General features: G+C 64.6%; 13 protein-coding genes and 1 pseudogene. 7 read left to right on the top strand and 7 right to left on the bottom strand.

Annotation, left to right across the window (positions count from 1 at the left end):
* The first annotated feature begins 14 nt into the window (after positions 1-14).
* Positions 15-758, top strand: a complete 744-nt coding sequence (locus tag NLM27_RS31670; protein WP_254147011.1) for a polysaccharide biosynthesis/export family protein — start codon at positions 15-17, stop codon at positions 756-758.
* Positions 759-800: 42 nt separating this feature from the next.
* Here the strand turns inward: NLM27_RS31670 and NLM27_RS31665 are convergent, their stop codons facing one another.
* The 4 genes from NLM27_RS31665 to NLM27_RS31650 form a co-directional block, all read right to left on the bottom strand.
* Positions 801-1283 (bottom strand): hypothetical protein, encoded by a 483-nt coding sequence (locus NLM27_RS31665; RefSeq protein WP_254147010.1) that lies wholly within the window; start codon positions 1281-1283, stop codon positions 801-803.
* A gap of 247 nt (positions 1284-1530) precedes the next feature.
* Entirely contained in the window at positions 1531-2205 is a 675-nt protein-coding gene (locus tag NLM27_RS31660) for a dienelactone hydrolase family protein (RefSeq protein ID WP_254147009.1), read from the bottom strand.
* 166 nt (positions 2206-2371) lie between these two features.
* Positions 2372-2707 (bottom strand): hypothetical protein, encoded by a 336-nt coding sequence (locus NLM27_RS31655; RefSeq protein ID WP_254147008.1) that lies wholly within the window; start codon positions 2705-2707, stop codon positions 2372-2374.
* A gap of 23 nt (positions 2708-2730) precedes the next feature.
* Positions 2731-3495, bottom strand: coding sequence for an alpha/beta fold hydrolase (locus NLM27_RS31650; RefSeq protein WP_254147007.1), 765 nt, complete (start codon positions 3493-3495; stop codon positions 2731-2733).
* A 513-nt stretch (positions 3496-4008) separates the two neighbouring features.
* On the opposite strand from NLM27_RS31650, the gene NLM27_RS31645 reads away from it, so the two are divergent.
* The 3 genes from NLM27_RS31645 to NLM27_RS31635 all read left to right on the top strand — a co-directional run bounded on the left by NLM27_RS31645 (position 4009) and on the right by NLM27_RS31635 (position 8140).
* Positions 4009-4500 (top strand): (2Fe-2S)-binding protein, encoded by a 492-nt coding sequence (locus tag NLM27_RS31645; RefSeq protein WP_254147006.1) that lies wholly within the window; start codon positions 4009-4011, stop codon positions 4498-4500.
* Positions 4497-6782: a xanthine dehydrogenase family protein molybdopterin-binding subunit gene (locus tag NLM27_RS31640; RefSeq protein ID WP_254147005.1), complete on the top strand. Its 2286-nt coding sequence runs from the start codon at positions 4497-4499 to the stop codon at positions 6780-6782. The genes NLM27_RS31645 and NLM27_RS31640 overlap by 4 nt, the downstream gene beginning before the upstream one ends.
* A 263-nt stretch (positions 6783-7045) precedes the next feature.
* Entirely contained in the window at positions 7046-8140 is a 1095-nt protein-coding gene (locus tag NLM27_RS31635; RefSeq protein ID WP_254147004.1) for an HD-GYP domain-containing protein, read from the top strand.
* A 119-nt stretch (positions 8141-8259) separates the two neighbouring features.
* Here NLM27_RS31635 and NLM27_RS31630 read toward each other — a convergent pair.
* Together NLM27_RS31630 and NLM27_RS31625 are read right to left on the bottom strand one after the other, a co-directional pair.
* Positions 8260-8759: pseudogene (locus NLM27_RS31630) on the bottom strand (ATP-dependent acyl-CoA ligase); the annotation flags it as partial.
* Between the two features lie 153 nt (positions 8760-8912).
* Positions 8913-9323 (bottom strand): VOC family protein, encoded by a 411-nt coding sequence (locus NLM27_RS31625; RefSeq protein WP_254147003.1) that lies wholly within the window; start codon positions 9321-9323, stop codon positions 8913-8915.
* A 124-nt stretch (positions 9324-9447) separates the two neighbouring features.
* On the opposite strand from NLM27_RS31625, the gene NLM27_RS31620 reads away from it, so the two are divergent.
* The gene (locus tag NLM27_RS31620; protein ID WP_254147002.1) at positions 9448-10422 is read left to right on the top strand and encodes a tripartite tricarboxylate transporter substrate binding protein; all 975 of its coding nucleotides are present in this window, start codon (positions 9448-9450) and stop codon (positions 10420-10422) included.
* Between the two features lie 73 nt (positions 10423-10495).
* On the opposite strand, the gene NLM27_RS31615 is transcribed toward NLM27_RS31620, so the two are convergent.
* A complete protein-coding gene (locus NLM27_RS31615; RefSeq protein WP_254147001.1) occupies positions 10496-11743 on the bottom strand; it encodes a S1C family serine protease in 1248 nt (415 codons plus the stop codon).
* A gap of 201 nt (positions 11744-11944) precedes the next feature.
* Between NLM27_RS31615 and NLM27_RS31610 the strand changes: the two genes are divergently transcribed.
* Positions 11945-12562 carry a hypothetical protein gene (locus NLM27_RS31610; RefSeq protein WP_254147000.1) on the top strand — a complete coding sequence of 206 codons (618 nt, stop codon included), beginning with the start codon at positions 11945-11947 and terminating at the stop codon, positions 12560-12562.
* Entirely contained in the window at positions 12549-12923 is a 375-nt protein-coding gene (locus NLM27_RS31605; protein WP_254146999.1) for a transcriptional regulator, read from the top strand. Before NLM27_RS31610 ends, NLM27_RS31605 begins: the two co-directional genes overlap by 14 nt.
* The last annotated feature ends 18 nt before the right edge of the window (positions 12924-12941 follow it).

The raw sequence follows: 12941 nt of genomic DNA, 5'->3' as shown, positions 1-12941 counted from the left end.
GAGGGATGGGTCCGGTGCCGGTTGCACGCGCGTTTCGATGGTCGATCTCGGCAACGTTGTTGGCAGCGTCCGCCGCGCTTGCCCTTGGCGGCTGCATGCAGACCGCCGGCCCGGTCGCGATGGTGCAGCCGCGCGCCGATCTCGACTCGATGGCCTACGGCCAGCCCTACAGCGCGCCGCAGCCGGTTGTCGTTGCCGATGGTGGCGGCGCCATCGGCGCGCTGCGCAACTCCTTTGCCTCTGCGCCCGCGCCCATGCCGGTCGGCTATGCCGCGCCGATGGCGCCGGTGCGCTATGACGCTTCCTACCATCTCGATGCCGGCGACAAGCTTCGTGTCGTGGTCTACGGCCAGGAAGGTCTCACCAACAGTTATTCGATCGACGCCGGCGGCTCCATCACCATGCCGCTGATCGGCGCGGTGCCGGCGCGCGGCCGCACCACGGCGGGCCTCGCCGGCGAGATCGGCGCACGCCTGCGCAACGGCTACATCCGCGAGCCTTCGGTCGCGGTGGAGATCGAAGCCTATCGTCCGTTCTTCATCCTCGGCGAGGTCCTCGCGCCCGGCCAATATCCCTACGTGCCGAACATGACGGTCGAGAGCGCGGTCGCGATCGCCGGCGGCTTCTCGCCGCGCGCCAAGCGCGACGTCGTCACCGTCACGCACACCGAGAATGGCGGTGCCATGCGTGCCGTCGTGCCGCTCGGCACGCCGCTCGCCCCGGGCGACACCGTGTTCGTCGGCGAGCGCTGGTTCTAGCTCTCGGTCAAACTCTTTCCCCTCGTCATTCCGGGGCGCGACTTATCTCCTGAAATCCAGCCGTCCCTCCGGAAAGCACCCGTCGATCCTGGTGGCATCGATCGCGCGCCCCACCCATGGGCGTGTGATCGCCGGCGTGGTCAGGTTGATGTATTTTCCGACCAGGCGATCCGCACCCTCTCGCGCGGCATCGATCAGCCCATGGCGGCGGCCATGGTCCCAGTCGAAGCGCAGATAGATCCGCCCGTCTGCGATGCGGATTTCCGCGCGACCCTGTTTCCACTTGTCCGGCGTGTCGCCAACAATGGTCGGATCGGCGCCGCCGTTCCAGCGGCTCGCCCAGATGCCCTCGAGCGGATCGGACGGCGCAGCGATGGAGGCCCATGCCGCCGCGTTGACGTCGGCTACATCGCCGGACCACGTGGCCGTCGCGGCATAATTCCTGACCTCGGAATCCCCGGGCTCCGGCACATCCATGGTTCCGAACGGATTGCGGATGACGAGGTGCGTGATCGCTTGCTGCATGGCGAAACTCCGGCGTGAGTTGGTTCGATCAGCCAGCTCTATCGCCGGGCAGCATGATGCAGCCACCCGATTCCCGCTACGAGGGATCACTCTCTCCTCCGTCATTCCGGGATGCGCCGCAAAGCGGTGCAGGCCCGGAATCCATTCCTCCACCGGCTCTGCGGCACGATAGATTCTCAGGTGCGCAATTGCGCACCATAGTTCGCGCTACGCGGGCCCCGGAATGACAAGAGGAGAAAGGCGTTCGCTACTTCGTCAAATGCTTGGCGAAAAATTCCATGCTGCGCGGCCAGGCGATGTCGGCGCTGGCCTTGTCGTAGCTCGCCCGCTCGTCGCAATGGAAGCCGTGCTGCGCGCCCGGATAGACGAAGACCTCAACATCGGGCCGCTTGGCCTTGATGGTCTCGACGTCGGTCAGGGGAATGCCGGCGTCCTTCTCGCCGAAATGCAGCTGCGTCGGCACCTTCGGCGTCTCGTCGGCGAAGCGCACCACGGCGCCGCCGTAATTGCCGATCGCGGCCTTCAGGCCCGACAGCCGCGTCGCCGCAACGAAGGCGACGCTGCCGCCGAGGCAGAACCCGATGATGCCGACGGGGCCAACGCTCTTCACCGCATCGATTGCCGCCTGGGTGTCGCGCAGCATCGCGGCCCAATCCGGGTTGGCGACGAATTTGCGCGCCTCGGCGATCTCGTCGGGCGTATAGCCCGACTGGAAGTTCGGCGACGTCCGGTCGAAGATCGACGGCGCGATCGCGACATAGCCCTCCTTGGCGAGGCGGTCGCAGACCGAGCGGATGTGGTGATTGACCCCAAAGATCTCCTGGATCACCACCACCGCGCCCTTGGGGCTCCCACCCGGTTCGGCGCGATAGGCGCCCAGCTGGAAATTGTCGGAGGCCGTCAGTTTGATGTCCTGTCCCACGCGGGTTGTCCTTCTTGGTTGGTCGTTGATCGGGAATTCGCTCGCTCCACACACTCGTCATGCCCGGGCTTGTCCCGGGCATCCACGTCTTCGCTTCCGCGCGAGAGAACGTGGATGGCCGGGACAAGCCCGGCCATGACGATCCGGAAATGCCGGCGGGCAACACTCACTCCCACATCCAGTTCTCGCCGTAGTCCTCCTTCCATCCTGCCAGCCGTCCATGACGGAATTGCAGGAACAGGCGGTGGCGATAGGGGATCAGGCCGCTGCCGCCGATGTTGCGCAAAGCGAGGTAGATCTCGTTGCCGGGACGCCCCCGTACATATTGCAGGGGCTGCCCGAGGGCGCGTGCGGTCTGCTCGGCATCCATGCCGAAGGCGAGCGGCGTGTTGTTCGACAAGGTCGCGACGAAGGGCTGGCGCGGCGGCACGGTGCCGTACGGCTCGGCCTGCGCAGATATCGATAGCAACATCGTGCCCGCAGCCAGCATCGCCCGCTTCATCGCCTACGTCCTTGCTTGATCGCCTAGCTCGGCAAGTTCTTCAGGAAAGGCGTGACCGCGTCAACAAAAGCCTTGGGCTGATCGATGTTGACGGCGTGTCCGGCCGCGGGGATCACGACCTTTTGTGCGCCGGGGATCTTTGCGGCCATGTAGTCGGACGCCGCAAGGAACGGCGTGTCGTCGGCACCGACCACGATCAGGCTGGGTACCTTGATGTCGGGCAATAGCTCGATCACGCGCGCATCGCGCTGGGTCAGCATGCCGCGTGCCGCCAGCGCCAGTCCCCTGGCGCTGCGATGGCTGGCCGTGGCGCGCTCGCGCGTCGCTGATTTCAAGACGTCGAGGCCTTCGCGGTCGAGCCTGTCGGCGGTGGCCAGCGCACGCTCGTTCCAGGCCTCGCGCGCGTCGTCCTTCTTGAAGCCGGGACCGGTATCGACAATCAGCAGCGCGCGGGCGCGTTGCGGGAAAGCGCGATAGAACGCAAGCGACATGTAACCGCCGAGCGAGAGCCCGCCGATGATCGCGCGCTCTGCGCCGACCGCATCGAGGATCGCCGCCATGTCGCCGACGGTCAGCGCTTCGCTATAGGCCTTGGGATCGTCAGGATAATCGGACTGGCCATGGCCGCGCATGTCCCACAGGATCAGCTTGTGCTCCTGCGCAAGCGCCTCGACCTGTCCATGCCACATCGCCGAGGTCGAGGAGTAGCCGTGGGTGAGCAGCAATGGCGGTCCGTTGCCGTGGACCTCGTAGTAGATGTTGACGCCGTCGCGATTGATTTTCGGCATTGTTTCGTTTCCGCCCTTCTCTGTTTTTCTTTTGTCGAGCCGCGACGTCGGTGCACCCTCTCCCCTTGCGGGAGAGGGTGGCTTCGCGAAGCGAAGCCGGGTGAGGGGTATCTCTCCGCGCGTGAAACTGTCTGTCTAGTTCTCGGAGAGAACCCCTCATCCGGCGCTTCGCGCCACCTTCTCCCGCGAGGGGAGAAGGGACGTCTGCGGCGGCACTGAGTTCAACCACACCTCACCAACTCTAGCGCGCCAAGTTACCTCGAAGAAACCACCCGAGCACGATGACATGCATGTCCAACGCGCTCTCGATTTGTGTTCAGTCGCTGCGTCATCGCTGTTCTCGCAGCGCACAACACCGAGATGCCGAGATAGTTTCGATCGATTCCAAATTGCATTTGCCTCCGCGCGTGAACGCTATCATTCTCGCGATCAAGGCTGACGCCAGCCCGGTGGGCGTCCGCTGCACAAGTTGCCGCCGTAAGCGGCTTCATGCACCGGCAGGGGAAGACGCCTATGCCAACACTCACCATCAACGGGCGGAGTATGTCCGTGGATGCGGCGAACGACACGCCGCTTCTCTGGGCCATCCGCGAGCAGTTGCAGATGACCGGCACCAAGTTCGGCTGCGGTGCCGGGCTGTGCGGTGCCTGCACCGTGCATGTCAACGGCGAAGCCGTGCGCTCGTGCCAGACCATGGTCGGCGACGTCGCCGGCAAGAAGATCACCACCATCGAAGGGCTCTCCGCCAAGGGCGACCATCCCCTGCAGAAGGCGTGGATCGCCGAGCAGGTGCCGCAATGCGGCTACTGCCAGTCGGGGCAGATCATGCAGGCGGCCTCGCTGCTGTCGAAGAATCCCAATCCGACCAAGGACGAAGTGGTCGCGCACATGGACGGCAATCTGTGCCGTTGCATGACCTATTCGCGGATCCAGAAGGCGATCATGCGCGCGGCCACCGAGATGCGCACCGCGTCCGCCTCCGGCAACGAACGGAGGCCCACATGAACCGGCACGTGAAAAACGTTACCCCCGAGACGACGGATCTCAGCCGCCGCTCCTTCCTCGTCGGCACGGCCGCGACCGGCCTCGTGCTCGGCTATGCCGGCGTGCCCGGGATCGATTCTGCGGCTGCGGCAGCGCCGGCCAATTTCGAGCCGAGCGTCTGGTATGCGATCTCGCCCGACGGTCTCGTCACCGTGACCTGCGGCAAGGCCGACATGGGCCAGCACATCGCCTCCACCATGGCGCAGATCGTCTGCGAGGAGCTGGGTGCGAAATGGAGCGACATGCGCGTCGCGCTCGCCTCCAACGATCCCAGGTTCAACGATCCCGTGCTGGGCGCGCAGATCACCGGCGGCAGCTGGTCGACCATGATGAATTTTGACGCGATGAGCCGGGCCGGTGCGGCCGGGCGCATGGCGTTGACCGAAGGTGCGGCCGCAGCGATGGGCGTGCCGGCGTCGGAACTCGCAGTGCGCGATTCCATGATCGTGCATCCGAAATCGAAGAAGCAGATGTCGTTCGCCGAGGTCGTCAAGAGCGGCAAGGCGACCAAGACCTTCACGCCGGATGAGCTGAAGGCGATCAAGCTGAAGACGCCCGACCAATACACCATGATCGGCGTGTCGGTGCCACAGCTCGACATCCCCTCCAAGACCAACGGCACGGCCAAATACGGCATCGACGTGATGCTGCCGGGCATGGCCTATGGCGCGGTGGTCACGCCGCCGGTGCGCTTCGGCGCCACGGTGAAGTCGGTCGACGACTCCGCGGCGAAGAAGGTGCCGGGCTTCATCAAGGCCGTCACGCTCGACGACAAGACCGGAACGACGTCCGGTTGGGTCGTCGCGGTCGCCAGCACCTACGCCAATGCCAAGAAGGCGGCACAAGCGCTGAAGATCGCCTATGACGGCGGTCCGAACGCGAAGGTGTCGAGCGAGACGCTACTCGATGAAGCCAAGCGGCTTCAGAAGCTGGAGGATTCCGGACAGTTCTTCGTCAAGGATGGCGATCCCAATGCTGCCTTCGGCTCGGCCGCCAAGGTGGTGGAGGCGGAGTACACCACCAGCATCAATATCCACGCGCCGATGGAGCCGATGAACGCCACCGCGGAGTTCAAGGGCGACATCCTGCATATCTATTCCGGCAACCAGTTCGCGACGCGCTCCGGTGCGATCGCGGCAGGCGCGGCCGGGATCGATCCGAAGTTCGTGGTGATGCACCAGATGTGGCTCGGCGGCGGTTTTGGCCGCAGGCTCGATGCCGACATGATGATCCCCGCCGTGCAGGCGGCGAAGGCCATCGGCAAGCCGGTGAAGGTGATCTACACGCGCGAGAACGACATGACGATGGATTTCTCGCGTCCGCTCACCTACCAAAAAGTGAAGGCCGGCGTGGACGGCGATGGCAAGCTCGTCGCGCTCAGCCACGACGTGGTCTCGGCTTGGCCGACGGCGCGCTGGGGAATTCCTGATTTCCTCACGCCCTCGGTCGACAAGAAGGGACCTCTCGATTCCTTCACGGTGAACGGGGCGGACTTCTTCTACACCGTGCCCAACCATTATGTGCGCGCGATCAAGAACGAGCTCGCGCATAATGCGACGCCGTCCGGACAGCTCCGTTCGGTGGCGCCGGGTTGGACCTTCTGGGCGGTCGAAAGCATGATCGACGAGATCGCGGCGGCGACCGGCAAGGATCCTGCGCAGTTCCGCATCGCGCTGCTCGACGGCAAGGGCAAGAACGACGGCGGCGCGCAGCGCCTACGTAACACGCTGCTCGCTGCGATGGGCCTCTCAGGCTACGGCACCAAGCAATTGCCGAAAGGCGAGGGCATGGGCGTCGCCTGCGTCTCGTCGCAGGAACGCGCAACCGCAAGCTGGACGGCGTGTGTCGCCCATGTCGCGGTGGCGCCGTCGGGCGAAGTGATCGTGAAGAAGCTCACGGTCGCAACCGACGTCGGCACGCAGGTGCATCCCGACAACATCCGCGCCCAGGTCGAGGGTGCGGCGCTGTGGGGCCTGTCGCTGGCGATGTACGAGAAGGCGACGCTGAAGGATGGTGGCATCGAGCAGACCAATTTCGACAGCTATACGCCCTTGCGCATGAGCCAGATGCCCGAGGTCGCGGTTGCCGTGATCGCCAATGGCGAGAAGGCCACCGGCGTCGGCGAGCCCGCGGTGACGGTGGTGGCACCCGCCATCGGCAACGCCATCTTCAACGCCTCCGGCGCCCGCGTCCGGGCGCTGCCGATCACGGCCGAGGCCGTGAAGGGGGCGATGAAGGCGTAAGGCTGGCCAGGGCCGCTTGAGACGATCCGCCGGAGGGCCAGCCCTCCGGCGGATTTTTTCGTCAGAAAAGCCCAGCATTTACAGGGACATCTCTACTGTGCATGGGGTTGTTTTTCGACTTTCGACGGGAAGCGCCCCATTGGGCGAAATCCCTAGAATTGCATCCAATTCCACAGGGTTCCATTGAGCACGCCTCTTAAGGGCCGGAGAACCTGATCCGGCATAGGCTGACGCCAAATCCAGTCCCGTGCTTTGGGGAAGCCATGAACGCCTCAGCCAAACCCGCCGCCAAACGCCGGCTTCTGCTCGCCTCCGACCGGAGCGACGAGAGCAGCGAGCTCGCCAGCATCTTGAAAGCGGTCGGCGACGTCTCGACGGTGACGACCCAGGACATCCCCGAGAAGCCGTCGCGCGATCTCTCCGGGCTTGTCGTCGACATTAATTTGCGCTCGCCCGAGAGCGTGCAGCGGGTGCGCAACAAGCTGCGTAGCGATGCCTATCGTTCGATGCCGCGCCTGTTCGTGCTTGCCGATGCCCTGCATCACGGCACCATGCAGGCCTGGGCGCTGGGTGCGACCGATACGATCTCGCGGCCGCTCCAGGCGGACGCCATCCTTCAGCGCATCCGCTCGGCCTTTCCGGACACCGCCGTCTATGATGCGACCGACCGCGGCAAGACGCTCAACCGCGGCGTCGAGGCCGCGCATACCGTGCTCGCCAAGATGTTCGAGAAGCTTCCGCTCGGGGTGCCCCTGACCTTCGACGACGTCATCGCCGCCGAGAGCAAGATCCTGAAGGCGATCAAGCATTCCTCGCTGCGCGAATGGCTCACCACCGTCGGCTGCCACCATGTCGGCAGCTATCGGCACTGCCTGTTCGTCACCGGCTTCGCGGTCGCCTTCGCCCAGCATCTCGGCATGCGCGAGGACGACCAGCGCCGCCTGACCCGCGCCGCGCTGCTGCATGACGTCGGCAAGGCCTTCGTTCCCTCAGCGCTGCTCGACAAGCCCGGCAAGCTCACCGACGAGGAGATGGCCGAGGTCCGCCAGCATCCCCGCCGCGGCTATGAGGCGCTTGCCGCGCAAGGTGGCTTCCCGCCGGAGATGCTCGACGTGATCCTGCATCACCACGAATTCCTCGATGGCTCCGGCTATCCCAACGGCCTGTCGTCGAACCAGATCAGCGACATCGTGCGCCTGACGACGATCGTCGACATCTACGCCGCCCTGGTGGAGAAGCGTGCCTATCGCATGCCCTTCACCCACTCCCGCGCGTTCACGATGATGGAAGGCATGGGCGGCAAGCTCGACCAGCAGCTGCTGCAGGCGTTCCGCCCCGTGGCGCTGGGGTCGTTTTGACGCAACGTTCTCCGCTGCCGTAGGGTGGGCAAAGCGAAGTGTGCCCACCACTTCCAAGAACGTGGGCACGGCGCTGACGCGCCTTTGCCCACCCTACGGCAGCTCGCGATTTGGCGACGTCACCCCACCATCTTCCGCAGCTCCGCCTTCGCCACCTTTTCCAGCGTCGAGCGCGGCACGTCGTCGACGAGCCTGATCTCGCGCGGTACCTTGAAATCGGCAAGGCCCTTGCGGCAGGCCACCATCACGCGATCATGCAGATCGGGCGCAGCCCCCGCGCCGCCGCCCTGCGGGATGAGACGACCGGCACCTCATCCAGCATCGGGTGCGTCTTCGCCACCACGGCGGCCTCGCGCACGCCGGGAACGAGTGCGATCACTTGCTCGATCTCGGAGGCCGCGACGTTCTCGCCGCCGCCCTTCAGCATGTCCTTGGCGCGGTCGCCGAACTTGATGTAGCCGTTCGCGAGACGCTCGACGGGGTCGCCGGTGAGGAAGAAGCCGTCCGCGTCAAAGCTCTCGCGCGTCGCCTTCTCGTTGTGCAGGTACTCGGCGAACAGCGACAGGCCGGGAATGCTCTTGATCGAGAGATTGCCGGGGCCGCCGACTTCCGTCGGCCGGGGGAAGCGTATGCAGTCGCACGCGCTCTCTCCGCCGTCATTGCGAGGAGCTCTTGCGACGAAGCAATCCAGGCTGCCGTCGGTGGCAGTCTGGATTGCTTCGCTTCGCTCGCAATGACGGTGTCTGGGGCGAGCAGCGTGGCTCTCCGTGCCTCAATCCTCGTACGACGATATCTCGATCAAGCTGCCATCCGGATCCCGGCAATAGACCGAGCGCAGCGTGCCGCGGGCGCCTTGCTTGGGAACCGGGCCTTCTTCGATTGCGACACCGTGGCTGCGCAAATGCGCTACCACCTCGTCGGGAGACGAGGGGGTGAGGAAGCACAGATCTTCGCTGCCGGCGGTCTGGTGGTCTGCGGTGAACCATTCCGCCTTGTCGGCGTCGCGCGGCCGGACGTTGATCTTCTGGTTACCGAATTGTAGCGACGTCCGCGGCGCTTTGCCGCCGCCGGGGTCGAACACCTTGACTTCCATGCCGAGAATCTTGCGGTACCACTCGGCGGTCGCCGCGACATCGGCGACGTTGATCACGAGATGATCGAGAGCTTCGACCCTGAGCGGCATGCCTTATCCTTTCGTCGTGATGCGACCCCCGCACTTTGCGCCTGCGGCAAGCTTTGTTACAACCGCGCCGACGCCACTTTCAAGATATCCGGCTTTCAAGAACAACACTGGGAGAACCCTTGAGATGATCACTCGCCGTACCGCGCTGGGCCTGCTCGCCGCCAGTCCGCTTGCAGCCACCCCGCTGTCCAAGGCGCTTGCCGCCGATTATCCGGCCCGCCCGGTGAAATGGGTGGTCGGCTATCCGCCGGGCGGGGCCACCGACATCCTGGCGCGGCTGATCGGCCAGCGGCTGTCGGAGAGGCTCGGCCAGCAATTCGTGATCGAGAACAAGCCGGGCGCCGGCAATAATATCGGCACCGAATCGGTCGTTAATGCCGAGCCCGACGGCTACACGCTGCAGTTGGTCAATCCGGCCAACTACATCAACGCCTCGCTCTACGCCAATCTGAAGTTCAACTTCGTCCGCGATATCGCGCCGGTCGCCTCGTTCCAGCGCGTGCCGAACGTGATGACCGTCAACAAGGACGTGCCGGCCAAGAACGTCGCCGAGTTCATCGAATACGTGAAGGCCAATCCCGGCAAGGTCAACATGGCCTCGTCCGGCAACGGCACCTCGGTGCACCTGTCCGGCGAGATGTTCATGGCGATGACCGGCTGCAAGATGCAGCACGTGCCCTATCGCGGCGCGGCGCCCGCGATCACCGACATGCTCGGCGGCCAGGTGCAGGTGATCTTCGACAACATGCCCTCGATCATCCAGCACATCCGCTCCGGCTCGCTGCGCGCGATCGGCGTCACCACCACGGAGCGCTCGCCGCAATTGCCCGACGTGCTGCCGATCGCCGAGACCGTCAAGGGCTACGAGGCCAGCGCGCTGTTCGGCATGGGAGCGCCGAAGAACACGCCGAAGGAAATCATTGCCAAGCTCAACAACGAGATCAACACGCTGATGAAGGAGCCCGATATGACCAAGCGTCTGGTCGAGCTCGGCGGCGAGCCGCGGGTGCAAACACCCGAGGCGTTCGGCGAGGAGATCAAGGCGGAGACCGAGAAGTGGAAGAAGGTCGTCGAATTCGCCGGCCTGAAGGTCGAGTAGAGATCGTGTGAAGACCCGCGATTGGAGCCCTGCCGTTCGGCAGGGCTTTTTTCTTGCGCGCGCGATGGCGGCGTCAGCGCTTCGCGTCCGCCTGCTCCGTGCCGTTGCACGAGATCAGCATCGTATAGGCGCGGGCGTTGCCGGCGATGTCGGTGGTCTTGAGCTCGCCCTTCGGCTCCGCGGTCTGGTAGGGCACCACGGAATTGTCGAGGAAATCGCGCAGCGCGCCCGTCTTGATGGCGAAGTTGATGTTCTCGGGGAGCGCCCCTGTCGTCCTCACCACTCTCAGGGCGTCGAGTTTCGCCGAGACCACGCCGACCACCTGACCTGACATGTCGAACAACGGCCCGCCGCTATTGCCGGGTTGGACGGCTGCGCTGATCTGCAAGTGCCTGGTGTCATTGCGCAGTCCGCTGAGCGAGCTCACGATGCCGTTCGTCACCGTGAAATCCGAGGTGAGATAGCCATGAAAGGGAAAGCCGATCGCGACCACGGAATCGCCTGACTTCATCGAACGGTCGCGGATCTTCGCGACATCCTTGAAAGTCGTCGTTCCCGGTGCCTGAAGCAGAGCAAGGTCATTGGTGGAGTCCCTGGACACCACGCGCAACACCATCGCCGCCTCGCCGGTGAGGTTGCCCTTAATGTCGCCGATGCAGCCGTCGATCACGTGATTGTTCGTCACGATGTGTCCGCCCGCGCTGACCACGAAGCCGGTGCCGCTGAAGCTTCCGGTCCGTCCCGGCTTGGCGGCGGGCGTGCCTTGCTTGTCCGCCGTCGCTGCTGGCTTTGCTGCGGCCTTGGTGAAATCACCGGCCTTGCTCAGCCCGTCGGCTTTCATTCTCGTGACGCAATTGGCCAACGCCGCGATCACGGTCCCGGCCGAGGTCAGGTCGAAATTCAGGACAGTGCGCCCACTCGTTGCGACCATCAGGCTCGCCTTCTGAAACGTGCGCGTAACGTTGGCGGGCATGACAGCCGTGAGCATGTTCGACTGATTGGCCGTGGCGAACAGCCGGGCCTGTTCCTGTCCGTCGAAAATGACGTCGATTGCAGCGTTCTCGCCCTTGCTGAAGCGGTAGCTGGGGCTCGCAAAACTCAGCAGCCATGAGCCGGCAGAATTCTGGGCGACGACGAGAATGACGCCGTTGGCGTAGGGCGCAGTTGCGGCGCAATGGGAGAAGGCGCCGGTCTCATCGTTGCTGAAAGCGCCGCCGATCCAGTTGCCGATCTTGACACTGCCAAACGGCCCCGCCGCATTCGCGGCTCCGGCGAGACCCAACTGCAATAACGACGCAACGACAAATGACTTAAGCCACATACCAGCCCCCGGAAACGCTTGGATACATCTTATCCGCCGGAACATGCGTGGCGCAACCGCCAGTTGTTCGTCGAGGTCCGATCTGGCTGTCGCAACTTCGGGTCTTGCCTTTACTTTGCGGTGCTATATACTTTGCAATACAAAGTGATGGGGCGTGCAGTCCCGGAACGCTGGGGTGGAACGAAGGTTTTGGCGTTGCCAATGCGCGATCTCGACAAGGCACTGGCCGACATCGTGGCGATCCGCAGCCAGATCGCGGCCGGCACCGCCTTCCGCGGCTACGGCCCGGCGACCATGGCCGCGACGGGCGCCGTCGCGCTGGTCACCGCGATCCTGCAATTCTGGCTGCTCGGCGATCCCACGGGCGAGCCGATCGGTTTCTTCCTCGGCTGGTTCATTGCCGCTGTGCTGTCCGGCCTCGTGATCGGGATCGAGATGCGCGCGCGTTCGCGCCGTCATCATTCGGGTTTGGCCGATGCCATGATCTACCAGGCGGTCGAGCAGTTCCTGCCCGCAGGCGTTGCCGGTGTGCTGCTCGCGGTGGTGATGTGGAAGTTCGCAAGCGAGACGCTGTGGCTGCTGCCGGGCCTGTGGCAGATCCTGGTATCGCTCGGCATTTTCGCCTCGATCCGCTCGCTGCCGCGCACAGTCGCGTTCGCGGGCGCCTGGTATTTTGTTTCCGGCTTTGCAGTAGTGGTGCTCGCGAGCCGAACCCACACGCTGTCTCCATGGACCATGGGCCTTCCCTTCGTGGTGGGGCAGTCGATGATGGCGGCCATTCTGTATTTCGCGTCCGGAGACCATGATGCCGAAGACTGACAGCGCGCCCTTCTCTTACGAAGGACTAGATCGCGTGATCCACGAGAAGGCGAGGCTTGGACTCCTGACCTCGCTGATGGCGCATCCCAAGGGGCTGGCATTCGCCGACCTCAAGCAGCTCTGCGGCCTCACCGACGGCAATCTCAGCCGGCACCTTGCCGTGCTCCAGGAGGCCGGCCTCGTCGAGGTGACCAAGGGTTATGAGGGCAATCGCCCGCACACGACCTGCCGCCTGACCAAGATAGGCCGCCGCCGTTTCCTCGACTATCTGGCCGTGCTCGAACGCCTCGTGCGCGACGCCGCCAAGGCTGCCGGCCGCGAGGGGCCGCCGCTCGGACGCCTCGGCATCGTTTCGACCTGATCCCCCCTTTTTGACCGG

This window comes from Bradyrhizobium sp. CCGB12 (assembly GCF_024199845.1).
Classification (GTDB): Bacteria; Pseudomonadota; Alphaproteobacteria; order Rhizobiales; family Xanthobacteraceae; genus Bradyrhizobium.
The sequence above is the reverse complement of the archived record's forward strand: the minus strand, read 5'-3'. Positions and strand labels throughout refer to the sequence as shown.

Bases quoted from the DNA above. Each gene is read 5' to 3' on its own strand.
- NLM27_RS31605 (WP_254146999.1), top strand. From the start codon at position 12,549: ATGCCGAAGACTGACAGCGCGCCCTTCTCTTACGAAGGACTAGATCGC.
- NLM27_RS31610 (WP_254147000.1), top strand. From the start codon at position 11,945: ATGCGCGATCTCGACAAGGCACTGGCCGACATCGTGGCGATCCGCAGC.
- NLM27_RS31615 (WP_254147001.1), bottom strand. From the start codon at position 11,743: ATGTGGCTTAAGTCATTTGTCGTTGCGTCGTTATTGCAGTTGGGTCTC.
- NLM27_RS31650 (WP_254147007.1), bottom strand. From the start codon at position 3,495: ATGCCGAAAATCAATCGCGACGGCGTCAACATCTACTACGAGGTCCAC.
- NLM27_RS31625 (WP_254147003.1), bottom strand. From the start codon at position 9,323: ATGCCGCTCAGGGTCGAAGCTCTCGATCATCTCGTGATCAACGTCGCC.
- NLM27_RS31655 (WP_254147008.1), bottom strand. From the start codon at position 2,707: ATGAAGCGGGCGATGCTGGCTGCGGGCACGATGTTGCTATCGATATCT.
- NLM27_RS31620 (WP_254147002.1), top strand. From the start codon at position 9,448: ATGATCACTCGCCGTACCGCGCTGGGCCTGCTCGCCGCCAGTCCGCTT.
- NLM27_RS31645 (WP_254147006.1), top strand. From the start codon at position 4,009: ATGCCAACACTCACCATCAACGGGCGGAGTATGTCCGTGGATGCGGCG.
- NLM27_RS31635 (WP_254147004.1), top strand. From the start codon at position 7,046: ATGAACGCCTCAGCCAAACCCGCCGCCAAACGCCGGCTTCTGCTCGCC.
- NLM27_RS31640 (WP_254147005.1), top strand. From the start codon at position 4,497: ATGAACCGGCACGTGAAAAACGTTACCCCCGAGACGACGGATCTCAGC.
- NLM27_RS31665 (WP_254147010.1), bottom strand. From the start codon at position 1,283: ATGCAGCAAGCGATCACGCACCTCGTCATCCGCAATCCGTTCGGAACC.